Annotated in this window: 25 protein-coding genes; 22 read left to right on the forward strand and 3 right to left on the reverse strand. The window is 53.5% G+C overall.

The features are described from left to right. Nucleotides 1–121: 121 nt before the first annotated feature. The gene (locus Q4551_RS08835; RefSeq protein WP_303433204.1) at nt 122–1,270 is read left to right on the forward strand and encodes an MFS transporter; all 1,149 of its coding nucleotides are present in this window, start codon (nt 122–124) and stop codon (nt 1,268–1,270) included. 60 nt (nt 1,271–1,330) lie between these two features. On the opposite strand, the gene queG is transcribed toward Q4551_RS08835, so the two are convergent. After that, nucleotides 1,331–2,407, reverse strand: coding sequence for a tRNA epoxyqueuosine(34) reductase QueG (gene queG, locus Q4551_RS08840; protein ID WP_303433205.1), 1,077 nt, complete (start codon nt 2,405–2,407; stop codon nt 1,331–1,333). Nucleotides 2,408–2,593: 186 nt separating this feature from the next. Between queG and Q4551_RS08845 the strand changes: the two genes are divergently transcribed. The 15 genes from Q4551_RS08845 (at nt 2,594) to Q4551_RS08915 (ending at nt 18,820) form a co-directional block, all read left to right on the forward strand. Beyond that, entirely contained in the window at nt 2,594–4,120 is a 1,527-nt protein-coding gene (locus Q4551_RS08845; protein WP_303433206.1) for an NAD(P)H-hydrate dehydratase, read from the forward strand. A 107-nt stretch (nt 4,121–4,227) separates the two neighbouring features. Next, a complete protein-coding gene (gene tsaE / locus Q4551_RS08850; RefSeq protein ID WP_303433207.1) occupies nt 4,228–4,737 on the forward strand; it encodes a tRNA (adenosine(37)-N6)-threonylcarbamoyltransferase complex ATPase subunit type 1 TsaE in 510 nt (169 codons plus the stop codon). Continuing rightward, nucleotides 4,734–6,107 (forward strand): N-acetylmuramoyl-L-alanine amidase, encoded by a 1,374-nt coding sequence (locus tag Q4551_RS08855; protein WP_303433208.1) that lies wholly within the window; start codon nt 4,734–4,736, stop codon nt 6,105–6,107. Before tsaE ends, Q4551_RS08855 begins: the two co-directional genes overlap by 4 nt. Before the next feature lie 6 nt (nt 6,108–6,113). Continuing rightward, on the forward strand, nt 6,114–8,042 hold the full coding sequence (mutL, locus tag Q4551_RS08860; RefSeq protein ID WP_303433209.1) for a DNA mismatch repair endonuclease MutL: 1,929 nt from the start codon (nt 6,114–6,116) through the stop codon (nt 8,040–8,042). A gap of 35 nt (nt 8,043–8,077) precedes the next feature. After that, nucleotides 8,078–8,998, forward strand: coding sequence for a tRNA (adenosine(37)-N6)-dimethylallyltransferase MiaA (gene miaA / locus Q4551_RS08865; protein WP_303433228.1), 921 nt, complete (start codon nt 8,078–8,080; stop codon nt 8,996–8,998). A 76-nt stretch (nt 8,999–9,074) separates the two neighbouring features. Further along, nucleotides 9,075–9,326, forward strand: a complete 252-nt coding sequence (gene hfq, locus Q4551_RS08870) for an RNA chaperone Hfq (RefSeq protein WP_303433210.1) — start codon at nt 9,075–9,077, stop codon at nt 9,324–9,326. A 22-nt stretch (nt 9,327–9,348) separates the two neighbouring features. Then, on the forward strand, nt 9,349–10,659 hold the full coding sequence (hflX, locus tag Q4551_RS08875) for a ribosome rescue GTPase HflX (protein WP_303433211.1): 1,311 nt from the start codon (nt 9,349–9,351) through the stop codon (nt 10,657–10,659). Between the two features lie 146 nt (nt 10,660–10,805). Then, nucleotides 10,806–12,005, forward strand: coding sequence for an FtsH protease activity modulator HflK (hflK, locus tag Q4551_RS08880; protein WP_303433212.1), 1,200 nt, complete (start codon nt 10,806–10,808; stop codon nt 12,003–12,005). Next, complete coding sequence (hflC, locus tag Q4551_RS08885; RefSeq protein WP_303433213.1) at nt 12,005–12,874, forward strand: protease modulator HflC; 870 nt, start codon at nt 12,005–12,007, stop codon at nt 12,872–12,874. Before hflK ends, hflC begins: the two co-directional genes overlap by 1 nt. Nucleotides 12,875–13,254: 380 nt before the next feature. After that, a complete protein-coding gene (locus Q4551_RS08890) occupies nt 13,255–14,430 on the forward strand; it encodes an ATP phosphoribosyltransferase regulatory subunit (RefSeq protein ID WP_303433214.1) in 1,176 nt (391 codons plus the stop codon). A 13-nt stretch (nt 14,431–14,443) separates the two neighbouring features. Continuing rightward, nucleotides 14,444–15,736, forward strand: coding sequence for an adenylosuccinate synthase (locus tag Q4551_RS08895; RefSeq protein ID WP_303433215.1), 1,293 nt, complete (start codon nt 14,444–14,446; stop codon nt 15,734–15,736). 201 nt (nt 15,737–15,937) lie between these two features. Then, on the forward strand, nt 15,938–16,765 hold the full coding sequence (gene lepB, locus Q4551_RS08900) for a signal peptidase I (protein WP_303433216.1): 828 nt from the start codon (nt 15,938–15,940) through the stop codon (nt 16,763–16,765). 255 nt (nt 16,766–17,020) lie between these two features. Next, nucleotides 17,021–17,377 (forward strand): glutaredoxin domain-containing protein, encoded by a 357-nt coding sequence (locus tag Q4551_RS08905; RefSeq protein ID WP_303433217.1) that lies wholly within the window; start codon nt 17,021–17,023, stop codon nt 17,375–17,377. Nucleotides 17,378–17,670: 293 nt separating this feature from the next. After that, complete coding sequence (gene rrtA / locus Q4551_RS08910; RefSeq protein WP_303433218.1) at nt 17,671–18,267, forward strand: rhombosortase; 597 nt, start codon at nt 17,671–17,673, stop codon at nt 18,265–18,267. Continuing rightward, nucleotides 18,254–18,820 carry an NUDIX hydrolase gene (locus Q4551_RS08915; RefSeq protein WP_303433219.1) on the forward strand — a complete coding sequence of 189 codons (567 nt, stop codon included), beginning with the start codon at nt 18,254–18,256 and terminating at the stop codon, nt 18,818–18,820. The genes rrtA and Q4551_RS08915 overlap by 14 nt, the downstream gene beginning before the upstream one ends. 13 nt (nt 18,821–18,833) lie before the next feature. Here the strand turns inward: Q4551_RS08915 and Q4551_RS08920 are convergent, their stop codons facing one another. Further along, nucleotides 18,834–19,859, reverse strand: coding sequence for an AraC family transcriptional regulator (locus Q4551_RS08920; protein WP_303433220.1), 1,026 nt, complete (start codon nt 19,857–19,859; stop codon nt 18,834–18,836). A 265-nt stretch (nt 19,860–20,124) separates the two neighbouring features. Here Q4551_RS08920 and Q4551_RS08925 point away from each other — a divergent pair, with 265 nt between their 5' ends. Continuing rightward, nucleotides 20,125–20,385: a glutaredoxin family protein gene (locus tag Q4551_RS08925; protein ID WP_303433221.1), complete on the forward strand. Its 261-nt coding sequence runs from the start codon at nt 20,125–20,127 to the stop codon at nt 20,383–20,385. A 3-nt stretch (nt 20,386–20,388) separates the two neighbouring features. Beyond that, nucleotides 20,389–21,153: a hypothetical protein gene (locus Q4551_RS08930; RefSeq protein ID WP_303433222.1), complete on the forward strand. Its 765-nt coding sequence runs from the start codon at nt 20,389–20,391 to the stop codon at nt 21,151–21,153. 116 nt (nt 21,154–21,269) lie between these two features. On the opposite strand, the gene ilvC is transcribed toward Q4551_RS08930, so the two are convergent. Then, nucleotides 21,270–22,760, reverse strand: coding sequence for a ketol-acid reductoisomerase (ilvC, locus tag Q4551_RS08935; RefSeq protein WP_303433223.1), 1,491 nt, complete (start codon nt 22,758–22,760; stop codon nt 21,270–21,272). A 181-nt stretch (nt 22,761–22,941) separates the two neighbouring features. On the opposite strand from ilvC, the gene ilvY reads away from it, so the two are divergent. From ilvY to Q4551_RS08955, 4 genes are all read left to right on the forward strand, one after another. Continuing rightward, a complete protein-coding gene (ilvY, locus tag Q4551_RS08940) occupies nt 22,942–23,820 on the forward strand; it encodes an HTH-type transcriptional activator IlvY (RefSeq protein ID WP_303433224.1) in 879 nt (292 codons plus the stop codon). Nucleotides 23,821–23,933: 113 nt separating this feature from the next. Further along, on the forward strand, nt 23,934–24,734 hold the full coding sequence (gene pssA, locus Q4551_RS08945) for a CDP-diacylglycerol--serine O-phosphatidyltransferase (protein ID WP_303433225.1): 801 nt from the start codon (nt 23,934–23,936) through the stop codon (nt 24,732–24,734). Between the two features lie 59 nt (nt 24,735–24,793). Further along, nucleotides 24,794–25,816, forward strand: a complete 1,023-nt coding sequence (gene msrP / locus Q4551_RS08950; RefSeq protein ID WP_303433226.1) for a protein-methionine-sulfoxide reductase catalytic subunit MsrP — start codon at nt 24,794–24,796, stop codon at nt 25,814–25,816. Between the two features lie 28 nt (nt 25,817–25,844). Then, a complete protein-coding gene (locus tag Q4551_RS08955; protein WP_303433227.1) occupies nt 25,845–26,471 on the forward strand; it encodes a sulfite oxidase heme-binding subunit YedZ in 627 nt (208 codons plus the stop codon). Nucleotides 26,472–26,754 lie beyond the last annotated feature (283 nt).

Consider the following 26,754-nt stretch of genomic DNA (forward strand, 5'->3'; position numbering starts at 1 on the left):
GTTCTAGCTGCCAAGGACTTACTCTTTGTGTTCCGGTGCGGATTTCAGGCAGATATTGGCCGTTGAATCTGTCTGTGTCATGACGCCGGGTAATTTTTATTCATGCAGGAGCTTTTGATTAATGAGCCGACTTTCTTCTTTGGGCAGCTATACCTTGCTGTGTATTTCCTGCCTGACCATTATGGTGGGGGCGGTGGTTGCGCCAGGGTTGGCCAGTATTTCGATGTCTCTGGGGGTCGCAGATCACGCCGGTTTCCTGATCACATTGCCTGCGCTGGGAGCGGTGTTGTTCGCGCCGTTTGCCGGGCGTTTGATTGATCGGTTTGGTGCTTATCCATGTACTTTTGTTGCTTTGTTTTTGTACGGTGCACTGGGCGTTTCCGGGCAATGGTTGTCTGGGCCTATAGCGGTATACAGCAACCGGATCGCACTGGGGGCGATGACCACGGTGGTGATGGCTGGCAGTACGACACTGATTTCACAGTTTTACGTTGGGCATGAGCGCTTGAAAATGATTGCCCGGCAAGGCATGGCGGTGGAGGCAGGAGGTGTGATTTTCCTGTTTATTGGTGGCTTGCTGGCGGTTCAGTCCTGGGAATTACCCTTCTTTATCTATCTGGTTGCCTGGCTGTTTCTGGGGATGCTGTTTTTGTTTGTGCCTGATACGTCTGCCCAGCCGATATCGTTAGCGGAAAGCCCTGAATCCAGCGGGTCAGGCTCCAGGTCATTGTTGTGGGTGTATCTGTCGGCCTGTATGGCAATGATGATATTTTTTACGGTGATCGTGGTGTTACCGCTCAGTATGGAAAAGTCGGGTTATAGCGCCGATCACATTGGGCTGTTGCTGGCATTTATATCGTTTGTTGCGGTTATTACTGCCCACTTTTTGCCAAGGGTAAACCTGCGCTGGAAAGATAAGGGCACACTGAGTCTGGCGTTTGTATTTTATGCGCTGGGGCATCTGGCTTTTTATGTCGGAGCCAGCGTGTCGGTTCTGGTCTTGGGTGGATTGCTGGCGGGGATGGGATTCGGGCTTTCGATTCCATTGCTGAATCATATGACGGTTGAACGAAGTGACCCCGGCCAGCGCGGTAAAAATTTATCGTATTTTGCCATGGCTATATTTCTGGGCCAGTTCCTGACTTCTTTTGTGGAGCTTGTTTCGGGTCATTTCCTCTATCTGATCGCGGCGTTGGTGGCAGCCTTGTACGGTATTTGTGTCTGGGTGGTGTTTGCTCAACGTTCACCGGCAGCGCCGACAGCATCGTGACGGGCTGCGTGTCAGTGGGTTGTTGTAATCGCCGTGCCAGTGGTTGATGACTTGTTTGTGTTATCGCGACTGCTGTGCCAGCGCCCAGTCGATATGTTGCTGCACCAGCTCACTGACTTGTGGGCGTTTGTTTTCCAGCGCCGCCACCACGTCGAGGCTGGCGGGGGCGTTTCCCAGAGCGACCGCGATATTGCGTAGCCAGTTTTCATGGCCGGTACGACGAATGGGCATGCCTTCGGTTTTTTTCAGGAAGGTTGCCTCATCCCACTGGAACAGTTCCAGCAGGGTGGCCTTGTCGAGCTGGTGGCGGGGGGTGAAGTCGGTTTCCTTGCTGCTATTGCTGAAGCGATTCCAGGGGCAGCCAATCTGGCAGTCGTCACAACCAAAAATACGATTGCCCATGCCTGGGCGCAGCTCTACTGGAATCGGGCCGTCCAGTTCAATGGTGAGATAGGAAATGCAGCGCCGGGCATCCAGTACCTGGGGGCCAACAAAGGCCTGGGTCGGGCAAATATCCAGACAAGCCGTACAGCGGCCGCAATGCTCTTGCGGGTAGGGTGGATCGATGGGCAGGGGCAAGTCGGTCAACAGTTCGCCAAGAAAAAAATACGATCCGGCTTTACGATTGATTAACAGGGTGTTTTTGCCAATCCAGCCCAGCCCGGCTTTGGTGGCTAACGCTCGTTCCATAATCGGGGCGCTGTCAACAAAGGCCCGAAACCCCAGGTTGTCGACTTCTGCTGCCAGTTTTTTTCCCAGTTGGGTTAACCGTTTGCGGATCAGCTTATGGTAATCCCTGCCCAGCGCATAACGGGAAATATAGGCGTTGTTGGGGTTTTGTAACTGTGGGATCAGGTCGACCTGCGGAGCCAGATAATCCATGCGGACACTGATTACCCGCACCGTGCCGGGCATCAGTTTGTCGGGACGCCAGCGCATGTCGTCATGGTCGGCCATATAGTGCATTTCACCGTGATAGCCCTGACTGAGCCACTGTTGCAGTGTGTGACTGTGCTCACTCAGGTCAATATCTGTCACTCCTACTTGCTGGAACCCCAGTTCATTTCCCCAGTCTGTCAACTGTTGGCGCAGCGCATTAAGCGTAGAAGATGGTATAACGTGAGGATTGTCAGACATGATTTCGCTTAGTGGCAAGAGACTGGTTATAATTCGGTCATTTTATCACAGCGACAAATAGCCCTCGGTGTTAATCTTGGAGTCACTCATTATGTTTAATCGCCGCCTTATGATTGTTGTGTGCTGTCGAGGTAGCCTTGATGCTGATCAGAAGCAATGGCGTTGTTCTATTTGCAGGAATCATGGATGAAACGACCAAACAGTATTGTAGATCACCTGCCCGGAGCGCTGTATAGCGCCGAACAGGTAAGAAAACTGGATCAGGCTGTAATGGCAGCCGAAGGTATTCGATCCTTTGAATTAATGGCCCGTGCCGGAGAAGCAGCGTTTGCCTGCTTGCTGGGACGTTGGGGCTCAACAGAATCCGTATGTGTCATCGCCGGTGCCGGTAATAACGGCGGTGACGGTTATGTATTGGCGGCTCTGGCGGCCTTGCATGGTATGGATGTGCATTTGTATACGCTGGGTGATCACGACCAGCTGTCGGAGGCCAGTACCGAAGCCCGGCAAATGGCGCTGGATGCTGGCGTGCTTCCCCGTGCATTTGAAGGGGAACTGGATTTTGACGGTGAACTGATTGTGGATGCCCTGTTGGGTATCGGTTTGAATACTACCGTCGCCGGTTTGTATGCGGATGTGATCTGGGCTGTCAATGGGCACCCGGCCGATGTACTGGCGCTGGATATTCCGTCGGGCCTGGATGCCGATACCGGTGGCGTTATGGGCGTGGCGGTCTACGCCGCCATGACGGTCACGTTTATTGGTGTCAAACGCGGCTTATTGGTGGCCGATGGCCCGGATCTCTGTGGTGAGATTGCTTTTGCGGCTCTGTCGACGGAAAGCGATAGCAGCGGTCGTCTGGTTCCTGATTGTGAACGCATCAGCTGGCACCGCTTGCGGCAATTGAGCCAGCTATTGCCGTTACGTTCCGGTAATACACACAAGGGCCAGTTTGGGCATGTGCTGGTTATCGGCGGTAATCTGGGCATGGCCGGTGCGGTGATAATGGCTTCTGAGGCGGCTGGTCGTTCCGGTGCGGGTTTGGTCAGCTGTGCGACGCGTCCAGAGCATGGCGTTGCAGTGCTGGCACGTCGCCCGGAAGTCATGGTGCACGGGGTTGTTTCTGGTCTGGAACTGGCAAGCTTGCTCGACAGTGCCAGTGTACTGGCCGTTGGTCCGGGGATGGGGCAAGGCAGCTGGGCTGAGTTGATGCTGCAACAGGCATTGAAAAGCGAAAAACCGCTGGTGCTGGATGCGGATGGCTTGAACTTGCTCGCGACACCGGCCTGGTTCCACGAATTTTCCCAGCGTAATGTTGTGCTGACCCCGCATCCCGGAGAAGCGGCGCGCCTGCTGGGGATGGATACCCTGCATGTGCAGCAGAATCGTTTTGCGGCAGCCAGAGCATTGGCGGAGAAATATCAGGCCGTTGTGGTCCTGAAAGGGCGTGGCACTCTGGTGGCGCATCCGGATGGCCGGGTAGCCGTCTGCACCGATGGGAATCCGGGTATGGCCACTGGTGGCATGGGAGATGTATTGACCGGGGTGGTTGCAGCCCTGATCGCCCAGGGGTGTGATGCCTGGCAGGCGGCCCGGTTGGGCGTTTGTCTGCACAGTGCTGCTGCTGATCTGGCGGCAGAAGAAGGAGGGAGTCGTGGTTTGTTGGCCAGTGATTTGTTTCCTTACCTGCGTGCATTGAATAACGACAGTTGAGTGTTTGATGCCCGGATGGTTCGTTGCCATTTACATTGGGAATCGGCGGGTGGGCTGCTACACTTGCCCGCTTTCCGATATCTGAAATACTTCTCTCGAACGAGTTAATGATCGCCGTGACCGATTGTCCCCCTTCTGCCCGAAAGACTTTCACTTGTGAATTACATGGTGAGGCCGCCACACGACAGCTGGCAGCGCGTCTGGCGCCACTGTTGACGGATGGCGGGCTGATCTTTTTGCAAGGGACGCTGGGGGCTGGTAAAACGGCGTTTTGTCGAGGGCTGATTCAGGCGCTGGGCCATACTGGAGCGGTCAAAAGCCCGACCTATACACTGGTCGAAGACTATGATCTGGCCAGTTGCCAGGTCTGTCACTTTGACCTCTATCGTCTGGGTGATCCGGAAGAGCTGGAATTTATGGGCATCCGTGATTATCTCGCTGGTCAGGTGTTGTGTTTGGTGGAGTGGCCCGATAAGGGTCGGGGCGTGTTACCAATAGCGGATCTGGATATTCACTTTGATGACCTGGGTGACTCCCGTCGTCTGAGTTTGCAGGGGCAGACCGAGCGGGCGGTAGCCTGGTTAACGGCGCTGGAGCAAGAGGATGCCGAAGGATGATGGGCATCACCCTCAAGGCAAACCGGGCGACTGTGCTTGGCCACCTGTGTCGTTGTGCTTGTTGGCTGTTGGCGCTGACTGGCAGCGTATTGGTGCAGGCGGATGTACGGGATATCCGGGTCTGGCAATCACCGGACAGCACTCGGCTGGTGTTTGATTTGACCGAGCCATCCGAACACAAGATTTTCCCTCTCAGTTCCCCCAGTCGCGTCGTGATCGATCTGAATGATGCCGAGATGCTATTGGATACTGCTGACATTGACCTGGAAGGAACGGCGGTGGCCAGTATTCGTATCGGCCACCCCAGTAAAAAAGTACTGCGTATTGTGCTCGACCTTGATGAAACGCTGAAACCGAGCAGCTTCCCGTTGCCGCCGAACGATGTGTACGCCAATCACCGGTTGGTGGTTGATCTGAAGCGGCCAGAAACCACCCAGTCACTATCGCCAGTGAAGCCGGTCAAACAGGCGGAGACTTCCGCAGCTGGCCATCGGGATATTATTGTGGCTATCGATGCTGGCCACGGCGGTGAAGATCCGGGGGCTTCCGGGTCGAAAGGTACCCAGGAAAAACATGTGGTACTGGCGATCGCCAAGGAATTACAGGCGCTGTTGAAAAAAGAAGCCGGTTTTACCCCCTTTATGGTACGTACCGGTGATTATTATATTGGCTTGCGGGAACGTACCGAAAAAGCCCGGTCGGCCAACTCGGATTTTCTGGTATCGATTCACGCCGATGCCTTTATGCAGGCCAGCGCCAACGGCAGTTCGGTATATGTCTTGTCGGATCGTGGTGCGACCAGTGAGACAGCCCGCTGGTTGGCAGACAAGGAAAACAACGCCGACCTGGTCGGTGGGATTTCCCTGGAAGATAAAGACGATCACCTGAAAATGACGCTGCTGGATCTGTCGATGACCTATCAGCGTAATTCCAGCAAGCGGATCGGTGCCGATATTCTGGGTTATATGAAAAAAATCTCTTATCTGCATAAACGACAGGTAGAAGAAGCGGCTTTTGTGGTGCTGAAAGCACCGGATATTCCGGCTCTGCTGGTTGAAACCGGCTTTATTTCCAACCCGGAAGAAGAACGTAAACTGGGCACCCGCAAGTATCAGCGCCAGATGGCGACCGCTATTTTTAATGGCATCAAGGACTATTTCAGTGAACATCCACCGAGTGGCACCTTGCTGGAAGCGCAACGGCAGCGTAATCAGGGCAGCGGAGCCCACTCTTATGTGATTCGCAGCGGCGATACCCTGTCGGACCTGGCTATTAAACATGGTGTTGGCCTGAATGAGCTACGCCGCGTTAATGGCCTGAACAGCGATCAGATCCGTATCGGCCAAACCATCAAAATTCCTGGTCTCTGAACTGTCATGCCCAATATCCATTTGCTTTCCCCGCGCCTCACCAACCAGATTGCTGCCGGGGAAGTGGTCGAACGCCCCGCCAATATCGTCAAAGAGCTGGTTGAAAATGCCCTGGATGCCGGTGCCACCCGTATCGATGTGGATGCCGAGCAAGGGGGCGTCAAGTTGTTACGGGTGCGTGACAATGGCGCCGGGATAGAAAAAGACGATCTGTCATTGGCCCTGAGTCGCCACGCGACCAGCAAGATCAATACGCTTGATGACCTGGAAGCTGTGATTACCATGGGGTTTCGCGGAGAAGCACTGGCCTCGATCAGCTCGGTGTCGCGGCTGACGTTAACCTCTCGTTATCAGGAGGCGGCAGAGGCCTGGCAAGTGACTGCAGAAGGCCGGGATATGGTGACACATGTTGCACCGGCGGCGCACCCGCCAGGGACCACGCTGGAAGTTCGGGATCTGTTTTTTAACACGCCGGCGCGGCGCAAGTTTCTACGCACTGAAAAGACCGAATTCTCACACCTGGAAGATCACCTGAAAAAACTGGCCCTGAGCCGTTACGACGTGGCGTTTTGCCTGCGCCATAACAATCGGGTGATTCACCAGTTGCGTGCGGCTGAGCGAGGTGTCGAACAGGAACGCCGGGTGGCGGCCATTCTGTCGCCACAGTTTATTGATAACGCCTTGCATGTGGATACCGAAGCGGCGGGATTGTTGTTGTCGGGCTGGGTGGCGTTGCCGACGTTCTCCCGCTCGCAGGCGGATATGCAATATTTTTACGTCAACGGCCGGGCGGTACGAGACAAGCTGGTGGTGCATGCCATCAAGCAGGCCTATCGCGATGTATTGTTTCATGGTCGTCACCCGGCGTTTGTGCTGTACCTGACACTGGACCCGAAGCTGGTGGATGTGAATGTGCATCCCACCAAGCACGAAGTGCGGTTTCGGGATGGTCGTCTGGTGCATGACTTCCTGTTCCGCACCCTGCATCGGGTGCTGGCGGATGTACGACCCTCTGACCAGTTGCCACCAACCAACGGTGCTGGCCTGGGGGCATCAACTGGCGTGGTATCCACAGATGGTACGGCCCCCGTGGGCGAGGCTGAGACACGTCCGCATGGCCAGCCGACGGCGAGACCAGGGCAGGACAGCGGCGAATTTACCAGCCAGGAACGACTGCCATGGCAAGCACCGGCTGCCAATCCGTATCCGTCGGCTAACTCGTCCTCCGCGCTTGATCCGCGACCATCGACCAACCAGATTGCCAATCAGCTCAGTGCCTATGAAAGCATGAGCAAGCCGTTGCCATTAAGCGCTCAGCCCATGGCGATGCCTGCGGCCGACGATGGTGATCTGCCGCCATTGGGGTTGGCTGTTGCCCAGCTGCATGGCATTTATATTCTGGCGCAGAACAGCGTTGGTCTGGTGCTGGTTGATATGCACGCCGCGCATGAACGCATTACCTATGAGCGGCTGAAAATATCGGTCGATCAACAGCAAGTGGCCAGTCAGCCCTTGCTGGTGCCCGAAACGCTGGCGGTCAGTGAACGGGAAGCGGATATGGCCGAACAGCACGCGGAAGAGTTCCGGCGCCTGGGAGTGGAGCTGGCACGAGTGGGGCCGGAATCGTTGCTGATCCGACAAATCCCCGTGTTACTGCAACAGGCCGTGGTGCCACAATTGGTCACGGATATGTTGGGCGATTTGTTGGAACACGGCACCTCTGACCGCATTCAGGCGCACCGCAACGAAATACTCTCGACAATGGCCTGCCATGGTTCCGTGCGGGCCAACCGTAAACTGACGATTGCCGAAATGAACGCGTTGTTGCGTGATATGGAAGCGACGGAGCGCAGTGGCCAGTGTAATCATGGCCGTCCAACCTGGACCCAGCTCAGCATGACCGAGCTCGACAAACTGTTTCTGAGGGGACGCTAGTGACACACTCGGGATTACCACCCGCCATTTTTCTGATGGGGCCGACTGCGTCTGGCAAGACAGCCCTGGCGCTGGAGCTGGTCAAGCGTTACCCCTGCGATATCATCAGTGTGGATTCGGCGCTGGTGTACAGGGATATGGACATCGGCACCGCCAAACCGGATGCGGCGATGCTGGCCCAGGCACCGCACCGGCTGATCAATCTGTGTGATCCGGCCGAGCCTTATTCTGCCGCCCGTTTTCGCGAGGATGCGCTGCGTGAAATGGCGGATATCAGTGCCCAGGGACGGATTCCGTTGCTGGTGGGCGGCACCATGATGTACTTCAAGTTCCTGCGTGATGGGGCTGCCGACCTGCCGCGCGCGGATGATGTGGTGCGTAGCCAGCTGTTGGCTGAAGCACAGGCACATGGCTGGCCGTGGATGCATGCCCAACTGGCTGACGTTGACCCGGAATCCGCGGCGCGTTTGCAGCCCATGGATCAGCAGCGTATCCAGCGGGCGCTGGAAGTGTATCGGGTATCCGGCAAAACGCTGACCCAATACTGGCAGGAACAACAGACGGAACCGCTGCCCTATCGGGTGGTCAACCTTGCGGTTTGCCCCAACGACCGGGCGCAATTGCATCAGCGTATTGCGTACCGTTTTGAGCAAATGCTGCGCGAAGGTTTTGTGGAAGAGGTGCGGCATCTGTACCAGCGCGGCGATTTGCATACCGGGTTGCCATCGGTCCGGGCTGTGGGGTATCGCCAGGTATGGGACTATCTCGAAGGGCTGTGTGATTATGACAGCATGACGGAACGCGGCATTATTGCCACGCGCCAGCTGGCCAAACGGCAGATTACCTGGCTGCGTGGCTGGCCGGATTTGCACTGGCTTGAGACAGATTCAGCGGATCTGTTGACAAGTGCCTTGAAAATACTCGAGGTGAACGCCATATTTAGCGAGTTGCCCTGAAAAAGCAGCGGACTGGGTTTATTCTATTTTTTGCCGCCGTATATTGGGGGCACCACTCTTTGAGGAGACTATTACAATGTCAAAAGGGCACTCGCTACAAGACCCTTACCTAAATCAGCTCAGGAAAGAGCGTATTCCTGTATCTATTTTTTTGGTTAACGGCATCAAGCTGCAAGGGCAAATCGAATCTTTCGACCAATTTGTGATTTTGTTGAAAAATACCGTCAGCCAAATGGTTTACAAACACGCCATCTCAACCGTTGTGCCATCCCGTAATGTACGGATGCAGCCAATGGAAACCGGTGACGAGTCTGGCGACGATAACTGACAGGACTGGGAGTAGCGTCTAATTGTTTTTTGAGCGCCCACAGAACGGCGGCGAGACAGCCGTTCTGGTGCATATCGATTTCCCGGAAGGTGTCAATCGTGAAGACCTTGCTGAATTTCGGGAACTCGTGATCTCTGCCGGAGCAGATCCGGCCGAACTGGTTACCAGCAAACGTGATGTGCCCGATGCCAAATTCTTTATTGGCAGCGGCAAAGTTGAAGAAATTCACGATCTTGTGCATTTGCACGACTGCGAGCTGGTGATCTTCAATCACTCTCTTTCCCCCAGTCAGGAGCGTAACCTGGAACGCGCCCTGCAGTGCCGTGTGCTTGATCGTACCGGGCTGATTCTGGATATCTTTGCCCAGCGTGCCCGCACCCACGAGGGCAAGCTGCAGGTTGAGCTGGCCCAGTTGCAGTATCAGGCAACCCGGTTGATTCGGGGCTGGACCCACCTGGAGCGACAAAAAGGCGGGATTGGTATGCGCGGGCCGGGTGAAACCCAGCTTGAAACCGACCGGCGTTTGCTGCGAGAGCGGGTAAAAAACATCAACGCCCGTTTGGCCAAGGTGCGCGCACAACGACAACAGGGGCGGCGAGCGCGACAGCGTTCCTCGGTACCAACGGTTGCCATTGTGGGTTATACCAACGCCGGCAAATCGACGCTGTTTAATGCGTTGACGTGTGCAGAGGTGTATGCCGCCGATCAGCTGTTTGCCACTCTGGACCCGACCTTGCGGCGTTTGCCGGTGGATGACATCGGCGAAGTTGTCCTGGCCGATACCGTCGGTTTTATCCGTCACCTGCCGCATAAACTGGTAGAAGCCTTTCAGGCCACATTGCAAGAAGCGGCTGAAGCGGATTTATTGCTGCATGTAATTGATAGTGCAGCGGCAGAGCGGGATGGCAATATCGCTGAGGTTGAATCGGTTCTGACCGAGATCGATGCGATGGAAGTGCCGCAGCTGCGGATCTACAACAAGATCGACTTGCTGGACCGGGCTGAAGCGCGGATTGATCGTGACGAACACGGCAAGCCGGTGGCCATCTGGTTATCTGCAGTCGATCGTAATGGCTTTGAGCTGTTGACCCAGGCAATTGGCGAGCTGCTGGGAGAAGAGCTGCTGGACGACGATATCCTGTTGACTCCGGCGGACGCAAAACTGCGTGCCATACTGTATGACCTGGGTGCTATCCAGCGTGAACACTACGAAGATAACGGTGATATGTTGTTGTCGGTACGTTTGCAGTTGCAAGACTTCAAACGTGCCTTGGCACGGGCAGATATTGCAGAATCGCGGTTCTTGCCAGAGGTTCGTGAAGCCTGGCAGTAACAGGAACGGCTTTGGTCGCAATCCTGGCCAAAAACGTTATCATTGACGATTGAATTTTATGGAACGGGCCCGAATGCCACTCCCGCAGGGAAAGGCGATTACGGCCCGGTTTTTATGTATTGGATGCTTCCTGACTGGAGTTAACTATGGCCTGGAATGAGCCCGGCGGTAAGGGCAATCCCAACGATCCTTGGGGTAATAACAACCGCGGTAATAATAACCGCGGCGGTGGCGGCCAGCCACCTGACCTGGACGAGGCACTCAAGCAGTTGCTCGACAAGCTGAACAGTCTGTTTGGCGGCAAGGGGTCTGGTGGCGGTAACAACAATAACAGCAATGGCAACGGCGGTATCGGTGGCATGCTGGTGATTGCAGGTGCCATTCTGGTGGTGATGCTGGGGTTCAACTCGGTATACACACTGGATGAAACCGAACGTGGTGTCGTGCTGCGTCTGGGTAAATACAGCTCAACCGAAAACCCCGGTTTGCGTTTCAAAATCCCACTGGTCGACCACGTGATACCGGTTAACACCACCGGTGTCCGGGAAGTGGAAGTGAAAGAACGGATGCTGACCGAAGACGAAAACATTGTCGAAATCGAGCTCAGCGTACAGTACCGGGTATCTGACCCAGTGGCCTATGCCCTGCGGGTGGAATCACCGGAGCGTACCTTGGTGGCGGCGGCAGAAAGTGCCTTGCGTCATGCGGTTGGTTCGACAGAAATGGATCAGATCCTGACCATTGGTCGTAATCTGTTGGCAGACCAGGTGCAGATTCGCTTGCAGGATTACCTCGACCGTTATCAAACCGGGATGGTGCTGAACACGGTCAACATCAAGGATGCCCGTCCACCGACCCAGGTAGCGGCGTCCTTTGATGATGTGCAGAAAGCCAAGCAGGACAAGGATCGCTTTATCAGTGAATCCGAAGCCTATGCCAACTCGGTAGTACCAGAAGCCCGTGGTCGTGCCCAGCGTCAGCTGGAAGAAGCATCGGCCTACAAAGAGCAGGTGATTGCCCGTGCCGAAGGTCAGGCCGCCCGTTTTAACGATTTGTTAGCGGAATATCGCAAGGCCCCGAAGGTCATGCGTGAACGTCTGTATATCGATGCCATCTCCGATGTCTACACCCAGTCCAGCAAGGTACTGGTGGATGTTGATGGTGGTAACAACATGATGTATCTGCCATTGGATCAGTTGATGAAGGCCATGCCAGCATCTCAGGCGGCATCCGGTAGTGGTCAATTGACCAGTAGCGATATTTCCCGCCTCACCGATCAGGTGCTGGAAGAAGTACGCTCACGCCAAAGCTCAACTACTACCACTACTCGTCGGGAGGGTCGTTAATGTCTCCGAAAGCCTTTGCCAGCGCCGTGATTGCAGGTGCTGTCCTGCTGCTTGCCAGTCAGGGTTTGTACGTGGTTAACGAAACTGAACGTGCTATCAAGTTGAAATTCCGTGAAATTGTCGATGCGGATATTCAGCCCGGATTGCATTGGAAGGTGCCTTTTATTGAAACCGTCAAGCTGTTTGATGCGCGTGTACTGACGCTGGATTCCAGCTCAGCCCGCTTTCTGACTGCGGGTAAAAAGTACGTGATTGTGGATGCGTTCGCGAAATGGCGCATTGAAGATGTACGGGCTTATTACCAGGCCACTTCCGGTAATCGGATGGAAGCATCGAAACTGCTCTCCAACCTGATGAACAAAGGGCTGCGTGATGAAATCGCTTCCCGCACCATGCACGATGTGGTATCCGGCGAGCGTGACAAGCTGATGACCAAACTGACAGCGCTGCTTAATACAGAAACCCAGGCCGAATTGGGGATTGAAGTATTGGACGTGCGGGTCAAGGCGATCGATTTGCCTGAAGACCTGAGCGAGTCTGTGTATCAACGGATGTCTGCAGAACGTGATCGGGAAGCCCGTGAACATCGTTCACAAGGTCGTGAGCTGGCAGAAGGTATCCAGGCCGATGCCGATCGTCAGAAAACGGTGATTGAGGCAGAAGCCTATCGGGATGCCGAGCGCACACGTGGTGAAGGGGACGCAGAAGCATCGCGTATCTACAACGCCGCGTTCAGCAAGGATCCGGAATTCTATGCGTTTACCCGCAGTCTGAATGCCTATACCGAGACCTTCAATCAGAACGATGTGATTTTGCTCAAGCCTGACAGCACGTTCTTTCGTTACCTGAAAGATCCTTCCGGTAACTGACCGGTTGGCGAGCAAGGCGGCAGGTGTCGGACTCATGGTCATCGCCGTGCAGCTTTGCTAAAATCATCAAAACCGGGCAAAGGCCCGGTTTTTTTGTGAAATAACCAAAGCATCAGGCACTTCGTCCTCCGGCAAGCAGGCTGATAAAGGCTGCACTGGCGTGTCATAAGGTTCAAACCATGACATCCCTGTGGGAACCCTTGGGCCCTTGCCTGATATTGATCCCGGAAAGCCTGGGGCTTTCCTCGATTCCACAATATTGGCGCTACCAGATAACAGGGTAACTGCCGATAGTGACCGAACGGTACGTCTGGCGGAGTTGGTCAGCATTATGCTGCAATCGATACCTCTGGATGTTACCCATTGATATAGGCTGAACAATGACTCTAGCAGATCGCTGGCTACTGCCGGACGGTATTGAAGAAGTCCTGCCGCCTGGCGCGCAGCAGATAGAACACTTACGTCGACGCTTGCTCGACCTGATGGATAGCTGGGGCTACGACCTGGTGACGCCTCCGGTACTGGAATATCTGGATGCACTCCTGACCGGTACTGGCAAGGATCTGGACTTGCGTACCTTCAAGGTGACCGATCAGATTTCCGGCCGCATGATGGGCTTGAGTGCTGATACCACGCCTCAGGTCGCTCGCATCGATGCGCATAGCCTGGCACGAGACGGGATCAGTCGCTTCTGTTATTGCCGGACAATTTTCCATACCCGTGCCCGCTCCCTGCTGGCCAACCGTACGCCAACCCAGATTGGTGCTGAGCTGTTTGGTGAAGCCGGAGTGGCCGCGGATGTGGAAGTACTCAGTATGATGCTGAGTCTATTGACCGCCAGTGGCGTCAAGAACATTCATCTTGATATCGGTAATGTCGGTGTCTACCGTGCCATTGCTGAACAGGCAGAGGTGACGGATGCCCAGCAGACCGAGCTGTTTGATTTGCTCAAGCTGAAATGTGCCAGTGATATCGATGCCTGGGCAGAACGGGAAATTGCCGATAATAACAGCCGTAAGGCACTGCAGTTATTGGCACGTTTGCAAGGTACTCTGAGTGGTCTGGCCAACGGTTTTGACAAGCTGATTGCACTGGTTCCTGGTGTAGCCAGTGAGCTGGAGCATCTGCAGGCGGTCGCCAACCAGGTTCTGGAGCGTTTTCCTGATGTCCCTCTGTATATTGACCTGACCGAATTGCGTGGCTATCAGTATCATACCGGTCTGGTGTTTGGTGCTTATATTCCCGGTTACGGTGATGCCATTGCCCAGGGCGGCCGCTACGATGAAACCGGCAAGGCCTTTGGCCGTGCTCGTCCGGCACGAGGATTCAGCGCAGACTTGCGGGTCCTGGCCCGACTGGGTGACTTTGCCCCGGAACGCAAGCCTCTGGTACTGGCACCGGCTACCGGTGATGCCGCACTCTGGCAGTATGTGAATGAACTAAGGCAGCAGGGGATGCGTGTTATCTCCTGCCGTGAGCAGGATACACCGCAGGCAGATTATTCCCTGCAAATCATCAACGGCCAGTGGCAGCTGGTCCAAGTGCAACCAGCTTAATATTGAGACAGACATGGGTAAAAGTGTTGTAGTTCTCGGCACCCAATGGGGTGACGAAGGTAAAGGGAAAATTGTTGACCTGCTGACTGAAAAAGCAGCGGCCGTTGTGCGTTTCCAGGGTGGCCACAATGCCGGTCACACACTGGTGATTGATGGTGAAAAAACCGCATTGCACCTGATTCCTTCGGGCATTTTGCGTGAAGGCGTTATCTGTGTGGTGGGTAACGGTGTGGTGGTGGCTCCGGATGCCTTGTTGAAAGAAATCCGGGCGCTGGAGCAACGTGGTGTACCGGTTATGGAGCGCTTGCGTTTGTCCCATGCCTGCCCTCTGATTCTGCCTTATCATGCCGCTCTGGATCAGGCCCGTGAGATCAAGCGTGGCAATGCCAAAATCGGCACCACCGGTCGTGGTATTGGCCCTGCCTATGAAGACAAGGTCAGTCGTCGCGGTTTGCGTGTTGACGATCTGTTCCAGCCGGAATTTGCCGACAAGCTGAAAGAAGTAATGGAATACCATAACTTCTCCTTGAAGCACTATTACGGCGTTGAAGAAGTCGACTACGAAGCAACTCTGGCGTCTTGCCTGGAGTGGGCTGCACAGATCAAGGACATTGTGGTTGATGCGGTCGACCTGGTGCATTCTGTGCGCGAATCCGGTGGCGATATCATGTTTGAAGGCGCCCAGGGCACCTTGCTGGATATCGACCACGGTACTTATCCGTTTGTTACTTCGTCCAACACCACTGCCGGTGGCGTGGCGACAGGTTCCGGCGTTGGTCCCTTGTATCTGGACCAGATTCTGGGGATTACCAAGGCGTATACCACCCGTGTCGGGTCTGGCCCGTTTCCAACCGAACTGTTTGATGAGGTTGGTACGCAGCTGGCGACCGTGGGTAAGGAAACCGGTACAACCACTGGCCGTAATCGCCGTTGTGGCTGGTTTGATGCCATGCTGGTAAAACACGCGATCCGGGTGAACTCTATCAATACTATTTGTCTGACCAAGCTCGACGTACTGGATGGTCTTGAAACCATCAAGGTCTGTGTCGGCTACGAAGATGAAAACGGCCAGCGCATGAATGTTCCGGCCAGTGCTGACAAGTTTGCCAAAATCACTCCAGTCTATGAAGAGCTGCCAGGCTGGACTGAGTCCACCTTTGGTGCCAAAGCACTGGAAGACTTGCCAGAGAATGCCCGTGCGTATATCCGTTTTGTAGAAAAAGCCATCAATGCGCCGATTGATATTATTTCTACTGGCCCTGATCGTCTTGAAACGATCGTACTGCGCCACAGCTTCGATATCTGATGAAGTACCTGCGGCTCTGCAAGGTTACGCATAAGTACTTGAGTACTTGCAGAACCGCGTCGCGGGACGCGCTTACCGATGGTAATCACGTCTGCACCCAAGGAAGGGAAGTCCCCGTCACTGCTGTCATTTCGCCGTGGAGCTGCTGGTTTGCCACTACGCCGAACCCGATGATGCAATGCTCTTAGGTTATTTCTATTTATGAATATTGATTTTCCGCTCATCTTGATGATTGCCACGCTGTTTACCGGCATCGTGGCCTTGATCGATAAGTTGTTTCTGGCATCCCGGCGCGTTGCCCGTGCTGATGCAGCAACAGCAGCAGGGAATATGGATGTCGCTGGGAAGGTGGCACAAGAGCCTTTTCTGGTTGAACAGAGCAAGTCGTTTTTCCCGGTACTGGCAATTGTCTTTGTGCTGCGCTCATTTATTGCAGAGCCATTTCAGATTCCATCGGCATCGATGGAGCCTGGTCTGACAGAGGGTGACTTTATTCTGGTCAGCAAATTTCATTATGGACTGAGAATGCCGGTATTCGGCAATACGCTGATCCCTGTTGGCGAGCCGGAGCGGGGGGATGTGATGGTATTTTTCCCACCGGAGGACCCACGTTATTTTATCAAGCGGGTTATCGGCTTGCCGGGGGATCACATCGAGTATCGTGACCGTCAGCTGACCATTAACGGTGAAAAAATACCGACCCGTAACCTGGGAGGCGAGCCGGTTTACCGCCCGGTAAAGTATCTGGCGGAAGAATCGCTGGGTGATCATACGGCTACCGTAAAATGGGTTGTAGGACGGCCGGTAGGCGCTAGTGATCTGGTGGTTTGGGCGGGGCCTGAAGGGGTCTGGGATGTGCCGGAGGGGCATTATTTCATGATGGGTGACAATCGCGGTAACAGCAGCGATGGTCGGGTGTGGGGTTTTGTACCGGAAGAAAATATTGTGGGTAAAGCCGTGGCCGTCTGGATGCACTGGAAAGGCTGGGATGAACTGCCATCATTTGATCGTAATGGCTGGATCCAGTAAGCCTCTGCGGCTGCCGGAAAGCAACGCAAGCTGTGAATAAGCGGGGCCATACTGAGATTGCTGGTGACTATCCTTGTTTGCGGATTGCACCTGGCGGCCAGCAAAAAGGAAAGGTTTATGACCGGTGAAACTGTTTTTCCAGGACGATCAGATGATTGTCAGGTGGTGGTTTAAAAAAGTCCTTGTTCAGGGGTTGCCGTGTGGCAAAACAAGACTACAATGCGCGTCGATTTCATGCGGTTGAGTCTTGATGATATGAACGTAGCTCGTCAACTGAAAGGCATGGCATTTGATCTGGTCGACCGAGTCGTCCCGGTCAAACCGGTTGTACATGCCCCTGATCTGCAAACAGTACTGGATCGTGAATCCCGTCGAATGCATTTGTACTTTTCGCGTAATTGTCCGGCTTCTATCCAGGTGCGACGCCATTGCCTGCGGCTTGGTTTGCGGGTAGTGGAAAAAGACGTTGAGCGTGTTGATGCTTATCGTAATGAGCTGGTCAATGGCGGTGGTATACCTCGGGTTCCTTGCTTGCGTATCGATGGTGAGCAAAACAGCGAATGGCTGTATAGCCCGGATGCGATTCATGGGTATCTGAATCGACGTTACTGAGTCTCGCTGCTTTTCTGTATGCTCTGCTGGCTGGTTATTCTGACCTGCCTGTTCCTCGCGGTCTGCGATATGAGACTGCCCCTCTGCTGTTTGCCATAAACCAGTGAGCCATATGGCTGGCTGTGTGGTGTTGGCTCGTCTTGCCTGTTCTCTGTTGTGATAATCGATCGGCCGTGTTTATGGTATGGATGCTTGCCAGGTCGTGATGCCGTGTCTGTTGTCAGTCCGGTTCGACACTATGAATATGGACTTTGATATGAACTCTGAATGGCGGTTATCCCGGTGAAAATATAGTGATAAAGCAATCTGCTTTTTGTCTTGGGGCGATTATCGCTGTGTTACTGGCCAGTGTGCTGGAACCTGTCAGTTCACAATGGTTGGCGTTTGACCGTAGTGACATTGGCCAAGGTCAGTGGTGGCGCTTGTTAACGTGCCACTGGGTGCATTTATCCTGGCCTCATGCGCTGGGTAATGTGGGTGGGCTGGTGTTGCTGGCTGTGATCGCCGCTGGAACGGTACCAAACAGGGTGTTCGTAGGGTTGTTGCTCTGGTGCAGTGGTGTTGTTGGACTGGGATTGATGCTGTTTGCCGGGGATCTGCAGCGCTATGTGGGTTTGTCCGGGGTGTTGCATGGTATGTTGATGGTGGCTCCATTTGTTGCGCTTGGATATAGCCGCCGTATGGCGATGCTGTTTGCCGGACTGGTGGTACTCAAGGTGGTATGGGAACAATCGCCTTATTACAGCGGTGGAGCGGTGAGTGAGATGATTGGTGGACGAGTGGCAACCGAGGCTCACTTGCTGGGAGGGATCGCCGGTGGCGTCTGGTTGTTGGCTATGGCAGTCTTTAGCCCAATTTTTTGCCGGGATAATGATCATGTCTCAGAATGACGAACAGCAACGGGGTCCTTGGCGCATTGTCAGCGCTCAGACGGTGTATGAAAATCCGTGGATGCGGGTCGACGATCACCAGGTGATTGCACCGACAGGCAAGCCGGGTATTTATGGCACAGTGGCGTTTAAAAATCGTGCGATTGCCATATTGCCTATCGCCGAGAATGGCGATACCTGGTTGATCGGGCAGTACCGCTTTCCTTTGGATCAATACAGTTGGGAATTGCCAATGGGAGGCGGGCCATTGGATGAGTCACCGGAACTGGCTGCTCGACGTGAATTGAAGGAAGAAACTGGTCTGAGCGCTGACGAGTGGCAGCCGCTAGGGTATTTTCATGTCAGTAATTGCATTACCAATGAAGAAGCCTTTGCTTTTCTGGCGCAAGGACTGACGGAGGGTGAGACTTGTTTTGATGATACCGAGCAACTGGATATTCAGCGGCTGCCTTTTGCTGAGGCACTGGCCATGACGCTGGACGGGCGTATCACTGATTTGCTGACGGTTGCGGTGATCCAGCGTGCCAGCCTGATGGGCCTGGCTGGTCGCTGATCGCTGTGGGTGTTTAACAGGATTCTGCAATCGATACACTGGCATCCTGACGAAACTGTGCCGGACTGATATTTTCATGTTTGTGAAATATACGATCGAGCGCCCGTCTGCCAGATAGTCCCAGGGTTACGGCAATTGCATCGATACTGTCATTGCTGCTGGTTAACAGATGCTTGGCTTGTTTTATCCGTACTTGAGTGATCAGTTGTTTTAATGAAGTCGCTTCCTGTTGCAGGTGGCGATTCAGAGTGCGGGTGCTGATATTGAAGTGCTCGGCAATGGTTTGCTGGGTGGCCGAGAAACTGAGCTGGCCATTGATCAGGGCACGTTGGATGTGATTGCAGAGTGAACCCGCCCGGACGAGTTTGCGAAACTGTTTTTCAACTACCTGACGCATCATTTGGGTGATGTTCGGGTTGGTATGGTGTAACCCCAGATCAAGGCTGTCCGGCTGCAGCTCAATGGTACATTGCGAGGCATCAAAGAGTAGTTCGGTTTGCCATTGCTGGCTATAGCGCTGAGCGTAATCCGGCTCCTGCCATGGCAGCAGAATCCGCTCTATGATCAGGCGTGAGCCACATAAATGGCGAAACCAGCTGAGTAGTGTGCTGATCAGTAATTCCATCCGCCAGCGGCAGCTGCCGGTGTCTATGGGTGCCTTCAGGTCGATACGGATACGCAGAGGCCCTTGGCGGGTTCGGGTAACATTGACGACCATGTGTTCCGATAACAACGAGGCAAACTTTTCCAGGTAATACAGAGCTTCGCGTAATGTGTTACTGCATAAAAACAAATGGTGTAACGGGCCGCTGGCTCCGGCGTCGAACCGCAACGGTGGCAAAACACAAAAGTCGTTGCTGTTGTGTGTGGCATGCAGGTGGTTGATATATTCCTTGGCGGTACAGGCATCCAGTATGACAGGCAATTCTGGAGTGCTATGGCCGAGTGGTGGTGGCAGGTGTTCTCTGTGTTGGTGTGGCAAAATCTGCAGTAATGGCATCACTGTCAATGCTGCGAGATAGCCTTGATCCGTCGTCATAGTGTTTGTCTGCTGCCTTACTGCTTGAGTACCGCGATGGGCATCTGGGAGTATTGAGTCGATTGTTTTTCAAATATTGACTTAATTATCAGTAAGTTAGTTTTTATTATCAATCATGAATTTACCAGCAGAATTTTCTGGATGTGATCGATAGGCAGGAAAATAGTCAGTCTGGTCTATAAACATTCAGACTTTTTGGTCTACTGTAACCCGGTTGTTGGTAACGACTGTCAAAGTGAAGATTTCATCAAGGATTAATCAAGGCGTGGCTTTTACAATATACGGTACTGATGGCTGCCACTTGTGCGAAGACGCAGACAAGCTGTTGCAACAGGCTGCCAGCGTGCTGCCGATAACGTATCACTACATCGATATCGCTGATGATGAAACATTGGTGGAGCGTTATGGTATTCGCATACCAGTGATTCGGCATGATAGCTCATCTGATGAGCTTGGTTGGCCATTTGATTTTGAAAATATGCTGTCATGGCTGGCAGTGCATCAATCTCCAGCAAAGGAAGACTGATTTATGCGAATAAAGAATATGATCACAGGAACCGGTGTGTTGTGGGGTCGAACGTCGGTTATTGCTGTGGCTTTGGCTATCGGTTTGTCTGGCTGTGCAACGACGAGCGGTGGGCCGTCATTATCACCCAAGGGTGAAGCGATTTACGATACGCTGGCTTTGGATACACGTTTGCGGACATGGGCCGATAGCTGTACGCATGTCAGCTATCGGGCAGACAAGGCGGCACAGCTGGCGCGTCAGAACTGGTGGAACCGTAATGGCAGTTTGGTGAAAAGTGCAGATTATGGTTTGGCGTATGATCTGGTTACGATAACCGATACACGCCAACCAACCGGTGCTCGACTGGCGATGGCGCTGACCTGGGGAATCGTTGAAGCAGCAGAGCAGGAAGTGGCAGCGGCTCTGGCGGATAAAGAGAATCAGGAAAGCCGATGCCTTGAGGTTCTGGATGCCTTTGATCGGGGGGATCTGGATCTGGCTGATCGTGAGGTAACTTACAAGGCCTTGTTGGAGATGCAGCATCATCGGGATATGAAAGGTGATGCATTATTGCTGAGAGAAGCGGCAGTAGAGAAACAGACCGGCAAGGTGTATGGCCGTTCCTACTATGTTGTCGAAAAGCTGACGCAGCACCTGGCTTGTCCTGGAGCGGAAGTCAGCTTGCTCAGCAGTGCTTGGCCAGATGAGGTCTATCAGGCGCGGTGTGAAGATGCCAGTTTCTTGCTGTTACGTTGTGAGTGGGGCAACTGTCGGGTAGTTAAGTAAGCACCATTCTGCTTGATCCGCTATAAAAAGAAAAAGCCGCTACCGGTTTGTTCCGGTAGCGGCTTTTTTATGACGGAAGGCTGCGCATCAGACAGATTCGCAGTCGTCGTGCATGATTAACGCGCTGCTTCTACGATGCGTTTCATGTCGGTCATATAGCCACGCAGTTCCTGGCCAACCCATTCAACCGGGTGGTTACGGATGGCGTCGTTTACTTCGATCAGGCGAGCGTTATCAACCGAGTTGGTTTTCAGCTTCAGTCCTTTACCAATCACATCGGTGCTGATATGTGGCATGAACTTCTCGCGCAGCAGGGGTACCGCTGCGTGGGAGAACAGGTAGTTACCGTATTCTGCTGTGTCGGAAATAACGACGTTCATTTCGTACAGTTTGCGACGGGCGATGGTGTTGGCGATCAGTGGTGTTTCGTGCAGAGACTCGTAGTAAGCAGACTCTTCAACGATGCCGGACTCAACCATGGTTTCGAAAGCCAGCTCAACACCAGCCTTGATCATGGCAACCAGCATGATGCCGTGGTCGAAGTATTCTTGCTCATCAATTTCAACGTCAGACGCCGGTGCTTTTTCAAAGCCGGTTTCTGCGGTTTCTTCACGCCAGGTCAGCAGGTTTTTGTCGTTGTTGGCCCAGTCTTCCATCATGGTGCGGGAGAACTCGCCAGAAATGATGTCGTCCTGGTGTTTGCGGAACAAGGGACGCATCAGTTCTTTCAGGTCTTCGGCCATATCGAAGGCTTCGATTTTGGCCGGGTTGCTCAGGCGATCCATCATGTTGGTGATGCCGCCATATTTCAGAGCTTCTGTGGTGGTTTCCCAGCCGTACTGGATCAGCTTGGCGGCGTAACCTTCATCTATGCCGTCTTCAACCATTTTTTCGAAGCCCAGAATGGCGCCGGTTTGCAGCATGCCACACAGGATGGTTTGCTCACCCATCAGGTCGGATTTTACTTCGGCAACAAAGGAGGATTCCAGACAACCGGCACGGTGACCGCCAGTACCAGCCGCCCAGGCTTTGGCAATTTCCAGGCCGTCGCCATTCGGATCGTTCTCTGGGTGAACCGCGATCAGCGTCGGGACGCCAAAGCCACGTTTGTATTCTTCACGTACTTCAGAGCCCGGGCACTTGGGTGCAACCATGATGACGGTCAGGTCTTCACGGATTTGCATGCCTTCTTCAACAATGTTGAAACCATGGGAATAGCCCAGGGTAGCCCCTTGTTTCATCAGTGGCATAACAGCAGAAACAACGGCAGTATGCTGTTTGTCTGGAGTCAGGTTCATGACCAGGTCAGCCGTTGGAATCAGCTCTTCATAAGTGCCGACGGTGAAACCGTTGTCGGTGGCGTTTTTCCACGACTGACGTTTTTCTGCAATCGCCGCGGCACGCAGTGTGTAAGACACGTCCAGACCGGAGTCGCGCATGTTCAGACCCTGGTTCAAGCCCTGGGCACCACAACCGATGATGACAATTTTTTTGCCTTTCAGGTAATCGGCTTCGGACTCAAATTCATCACGGTTCATAAAGCGACAGCGGCCCAGTTGGTCCAGCTTTTCGCGCAGGTTCAGAGTGTTAAAGTAGTTGTTGCCCATACCAGTCTTCCTCATTGCAGGGGTGTACAGAATGTCGATGCGGGCATGGTAGGCCAATGCTTACGTTGCGTAAAATGCTATATTTGCGTTGCTGTGTTGCGTTTTGTGCAAAGAGTCGTGAATGCTTGCGGTATTTTTGTTCCGAGTCTGGTCAGTGATTTTTATGAATAGGTAAAACTCCATGGATTACAAAGACTTGCAGTCTTTTATCTGTCTGGCGTCGGTATTGCATTTGGGACGGGCTGCAGAACAGCTGCATATGAGTCCATCGACACTCAGTCGCAGGCTGGCACGAATGGAACAGGAAGTTGGGGTACCTTTGCTGAATCGTGACCGAATGCAGCTGTCGTTAACCCGTGCCGGAGAACGATTTGGCCAACATGCGGAACAGACCCTGTTCTCCTGGCAAACCCTGAGGCATGAAGTCAATGTGGGGGTCAGCAAGCTGTCCGGGCGACTGACGCTGTTTTGCTCGGTGACGGCCAGTTTTACGGTGTTGCCTGATCTGTTATCCCGGTTTCGGGAGCGCTACCCTTGTATTGATCTGAATATACTGACGGGTGATGCGGCGGAATCAATTCCCAGGCTGCGCTCAGGGGAAGCCGATATCGTAGTCGCTGCGCGTCCGGAAACACTGGATCGTGAGTTGTCATTTCGGGCACTGACGTCCAGCCCTCTGCTATTTATAGCACCGAGAAATGTCGCTATTATTCCTGAGTTGGCCAAGCCGGAGCCGGATTGGCAAAAGGTTCCGATGGTGCTATCGACCAGTGGCTTGGGTCGTTCCCGGGTGGATCAGTGGTTTGCTGCCAGATCAATCCAGCCGCATATCTATGCACAGGTGTCGGGTAGCGAGGCTATCGTCAGTATGGTGGCTCTGGGAGTCGGGGTTGGCGTTGTGCCGGAATTGGTGTTGCGCCATAGTCCGATGTCGTCCCGGGTTCGGGTGCTGGCTGTACAGCCGGAGCTGGAATCCTTCCTGATTGGGTTGTGCTCTCACGTTCACCGCTTGAATGATCCACTGATTCAGGCACTCTGGAAGACAGCCTTTGATGGATAACGCATAATAGTGTTTGTCAGGCTGTTTCCGTAACAGACCCGTGCCAGCAAACGGCAGATTCCTTTCGGCAGTGAATATTTCATCATACTGCCAGTGCATGATAAGGCCATTGAATGAAACCAGTTCAGCAACACCCCAATGAAGAAGATCCGTTAAACGAATGCAATAACAAGAGTGACGACTCGCAACGCCACTCTGGCTGGGCCGGTGGTCGGGGCATTTATTTGCTACCTAACCTGTTTACTACAGCTGCCCTGTTTTCCGGTTTTTACGCCATCACCGCGAGTATGAACGGGCACTTTGAAACCGCTGCCGTAGCGATTTTTATTGCCATGATTCTGGATGGGCTGGATGGCCGTGTTGCACGCATGACCAACACCCAAAGTGATTTTGGCGCAGAGTACGACAGTCTGTCCGATATGGTGTCATTTGGTATGGCCCCTGCTCTGGTTGCGTTCAGTTGGGCGTTACAGGATCTGGGTAAAATAGGCTGGCTGGCTGCTTTTGTTTATGTCGCCGGGGCGGCGTTACGGCTGGCTCGTTTCAATACGCAACTGGGCGTTGCCGACAAAAACTTTTTTACGGGGTTGGCCAGTCCCTCTGCTGCTGCAGTGGTTGCCGGAACCGTATGGATGTTTTCGGATGCCGGCGTTAGTGGCGAGTCCGTCGCCTGGTTAATGGCGGTACTGGTACCCGTATCGGGCTTGCTGATGGTCAGTAATGTCCGTTATCACAGCTTCAAGGGACTGGACTTGAAAGGCAAGGTGCCGTTTGTGGCCTTGTTGGCGGTGGTGCTGGTCTTTGTGGTGGTTTCCATCGACCCGGCCAAGGTGCTGTTATTGTTTTTTGTTGGCTATGCCTTGTCGGGACCTGCCTTTGAAGTGTGGGATCGACTAATAAATCGTAAGAACTAGCAACCTTCTGCGACTACTCTATATCAAAGAGATCAACCTTCTTATCAGGGAGTCGCAGCATGATGATATTAAAACCTCGACGTAGCGATCCAAAGCCGTCAGAAATCACCCCCAAAGATACATATCTTAATCGACGCGCCTTTATGGGAGCGTCGATTGGTACTGCCTTAAGTGCTTCTGCCGCGATTTCTGCGGCAACCATGAGTTTGCCAGCTCTGGCATTAACCACCCGAAAAAATCCTGAAACAGCAGGCCCCGGCTGGCTGCAACAGCAAATTGGTGCGGCGAAAGAATCGCCACTCAGTACGACAGATGCCCCCGCCCCTTATAGCGCCATTACCAACTACAATAACTTCTATGAGTTTGGCTACGACAAAGCCGACCCGGCACGGTATGCCAGCAAACTGTCGACAGATCCCTGGTCTGTGGAAATCAGCGGTGCCTGCGAAAATCCAGGAGTCCTGTCGCTGGAAACAATAATGAAGGATATGGAGCTTGAGGAGCGTATCTATCGACTGCGCTGTGTTGAGGCCTGGTCTATGGTAATTCCCTGGATTGGCTTCTCCTTGGCCGATCTGATCAAGCGTTGCAAGCCGCTGTCCAGCGCCCGGTTTGTTGAATTCAAGACCTTGGAAGATCCAAAACAATTCCCTGAGCAGCGCAGCCGTTTTTCAACCATTGACTGGCCGTATCGGGAAGGCCTGCGCATGGATGAAGCCATGAACCCATTAACCATACTCGCCGTTGGATTGTATGGTGAAGTATTGCCAAACCAGAATGGCGCACCATTGAGATTGGTTGTGCCCTGGAAATATGGCTTTAAAAGCATCAAGTCAATCGTCTCGATACGCTTCACTGAAACGCAGCCAGTCACAAGCTGGAATTCATTGGCCCCTAATGAATACGGCTTTTATGCCAACGTAAACCCGGAAGTCGATCACCCTCGCTGGAGTCAGGCCCGTGAGCGCAGGCTGCCTTCTGGTCTGCTATCCGCCAATCGGATCGAAACACAGATGTTTAACGGCTATGCCGATGAAGTTGCCCATTTGTACCGGGGAATGGATTTACAGAAGCTGTATTAAGCACAGGTCCAAAAGAGGGGGGAGAGGTATGGCGTTATCAACACGAGTCTGGCGCGGCTGGCTGGTTCTGATTGCCGGTTTGTTACCACTGGTTTACTTGTTATGGCTGGTGGTTCGGTTGCAGATGGGCGAATGGGATGTATTGGGGCCGGAGCCTGGCCGGGCGATTGTCTTTTTTACCGGTAGCTGGACCTTTAATCTGTTATTGATCGGTCTTGCCATCTCACCCTTACGAAGAATGGGGGTAAAGTGGCCAGCCACTCACCGCCGTATGGTGGGATTGATCACATTTACTTACGCCACCTGTCATCTGCTGGCTTACTCCGCCTTCTTGCTGGAATGGCATTGGCAGGAAATAGCGACTGAGCTGGTAAAGCGCCCTTACCTGACATTGGGAATGCTGGCCTGGTTACTGCTATTGCCATTGGCCGTGACGTCTCACAGCTATTGGCAGCGACGCCTTCGTCAGCGCTGGAAGCAGTTGCATACATTGGTTTATGCGATTGCTGTACTTGCCGCGATTCACTATTTACTGCAAATCCGATCCAACTGGCTTGAGCCCGTTCTCTACAGTGTCTTTGTGGCGTTGTTATTGGCTGAGCGTTTATGGCGGAAACAGTGGAAAAAGCCGTTGGCCCGGACTCGGGTAGCGTAGCAACGGGTATTACAATGCTGAATTATTGAAAATGACCGCTAATTGTCATCAAAGTGAAAAGAATAGTTGACGGCAATATGGATATCCCTATACTGCGCGCCTCCCTACTGCTGATGCAGCAGGGAATGGGGCAAGACTCATCGTTATTGGATGAATCAGCTTCAGTTCTGGTTTGGCAATCTATCCTTTGGGTCTGAATCGCCAATCAGAAAAAACGGATTTAAGGGTTGAATTACTGATTTATCAGTGTATTATTCGCCACCTTGATTCGGGAAGTGGTCAG

This window comes from Oceanobacter sp. 5_MG-2023 (assembly GCF_030548165.1).
Classification (GTDB): Bacteria; Pseudomonadota; Gammaproteobacteria; order Pseudomonadales; family Oceanobacteraceae; genus Oceanobacter.

Coding starts and splice junctions, on each gene's coding strand:
- Q4551_RS08835 (WP_303433204.1), top strand. CDS start 122: ATGAGCCGACTTTCTTCTTTGGGCAGCTATACCTTGCTGTGTATTTCC.
- queG (WP_303433205.1), bottom strand. CDS start 2,407: ATGTCTGACAATCCTCACGTTATACCATCTTCTACGCTTAATGCGCTG.
- Q4551_RS08845 (WP_303433206.1), top strand. CDS start 2,594: ATGAAACGACCAAACAGTATTGTAGATCACCTGCCCGGAGCGCTGTAT.
- tsaE (WP_303433207.1), top strand. CDS start 4,228: ATGATCGCCGTGACCGATTGTCCCCCTTCTGCCCGAAAGACTTTCACT.
- Q4551_RS08855 (WP_303433208.1), top strand. CDS start 4,734: ATGATGGGCATCACCCTCAAGGCAAACCGGGCGACTGTGCTTGGCCAC.
- mutL (WP_303433209.1), top strand. CDS start 6,114: ATGCCCAATATCCATTTGCTTTCCCCGCGCCTCACCAACCAGATTGCT.
- miaA (WP_303433228.1), top strand. CDS start 8,078: ATGGGGCCGACTGCGTCTGGCAAGACAGCCCTGGCGCTGGAGCTGGTC.
- hfq (WP_303433210.1), top strand. CDS start 9,075: ATGTCAAAAGGGCACTCGCTACAAGACCCTTACCTAAATCAGCTCAGG.
- hflK (WP_303433212.1), top strand. CDS start 10,806: ATGGCCTGGAATGAGCCCGGCGGTAAGGGCAATCCCAACGATCCTTGG.
- hflC (WP_303433213.1), top strand. CDS start 12,005: ATGTCTCCGAAAGCCTTTGCCAGCGCCGTGATTGCAGGTGCTGTCCTG.
- Q4551_RS08890 (WP_303433214.1), top strand. CDS start 13,255: ATGACTCTAGCAGATCGCTGGCTACTGCCGGACGGTATTGAAGAAGTC.
- Q4551_RS08895 (WP_303433215.1), top strand. CDS start 14,444: ATGGGTAAAAGTGTTGTAGTTCTCGGCACCCAATGGGGTGACGAAGGT.
- lepB (WP_303433216.1), top strand. CDS start 15,938: ATGAATATTGATTTTCCGCTCATCTTGATGATTGCCACGCTGTTTACC.
- Q4551_RS08905 (WP_303433217.1), top strand. CDS start 17,021: ATGAACGTAGCTCGTCAACTGAAAGGCATGGCATTTGATCTGGTCGAC.
- Q4551_RS08915 (WP_303433219.1), top strand. CDS start 18,254: ATGTCTCAGAATGACGAACAGCAACGGGGTCCTTGGCGCATTGTCAGC.
- Q4551_RS08920 (WP_303433220.1), bottom strand. CDS start 19,859: ATGACGACGGATCAAGGCTATCTCGCAGCATTGACAGTGATGCCATTA.
- Q4551_RS08930 (WP_303433222.1), top strand. CDS start 20,389: ATGCGAATAAAGAATATGATCACAGGAACCGGTGTGTTGTGGGGTCGA.
- ilvC (WP_303433223.1), bottom strand. CDS start 22,760: ATGGGCAACAACTACTTTAACACTCTGAACCTGCGCGAAAAGCTGGAC.
- ilvY (WP_303433224.1), top strand. CDS start 22,942: ATGGATTACAAAGACTTGCAGTCTTTTATCTGTCTGGCGTCGGTATTG.
- pssA (WP_303433225.1), top strand. CDS start 23,934: ATGAAACCAGTTCAGCAACACCCCAATGAAGAAGATCCGTTAAACGAA.
- msrP (WP_303433226.1), top strand. CDS start 24,794: ATGATGATATTAAAACCTCGACGTAGCGATCCAAAGCCGTCAGAAATC.
- Q4551_RS08955 (WP_303433227.1), top strand. CDS start 25,845: ATGGCGTTATCAACACGAGTCTGGCGCGGCTGGCTGGTTCTGATTGCC.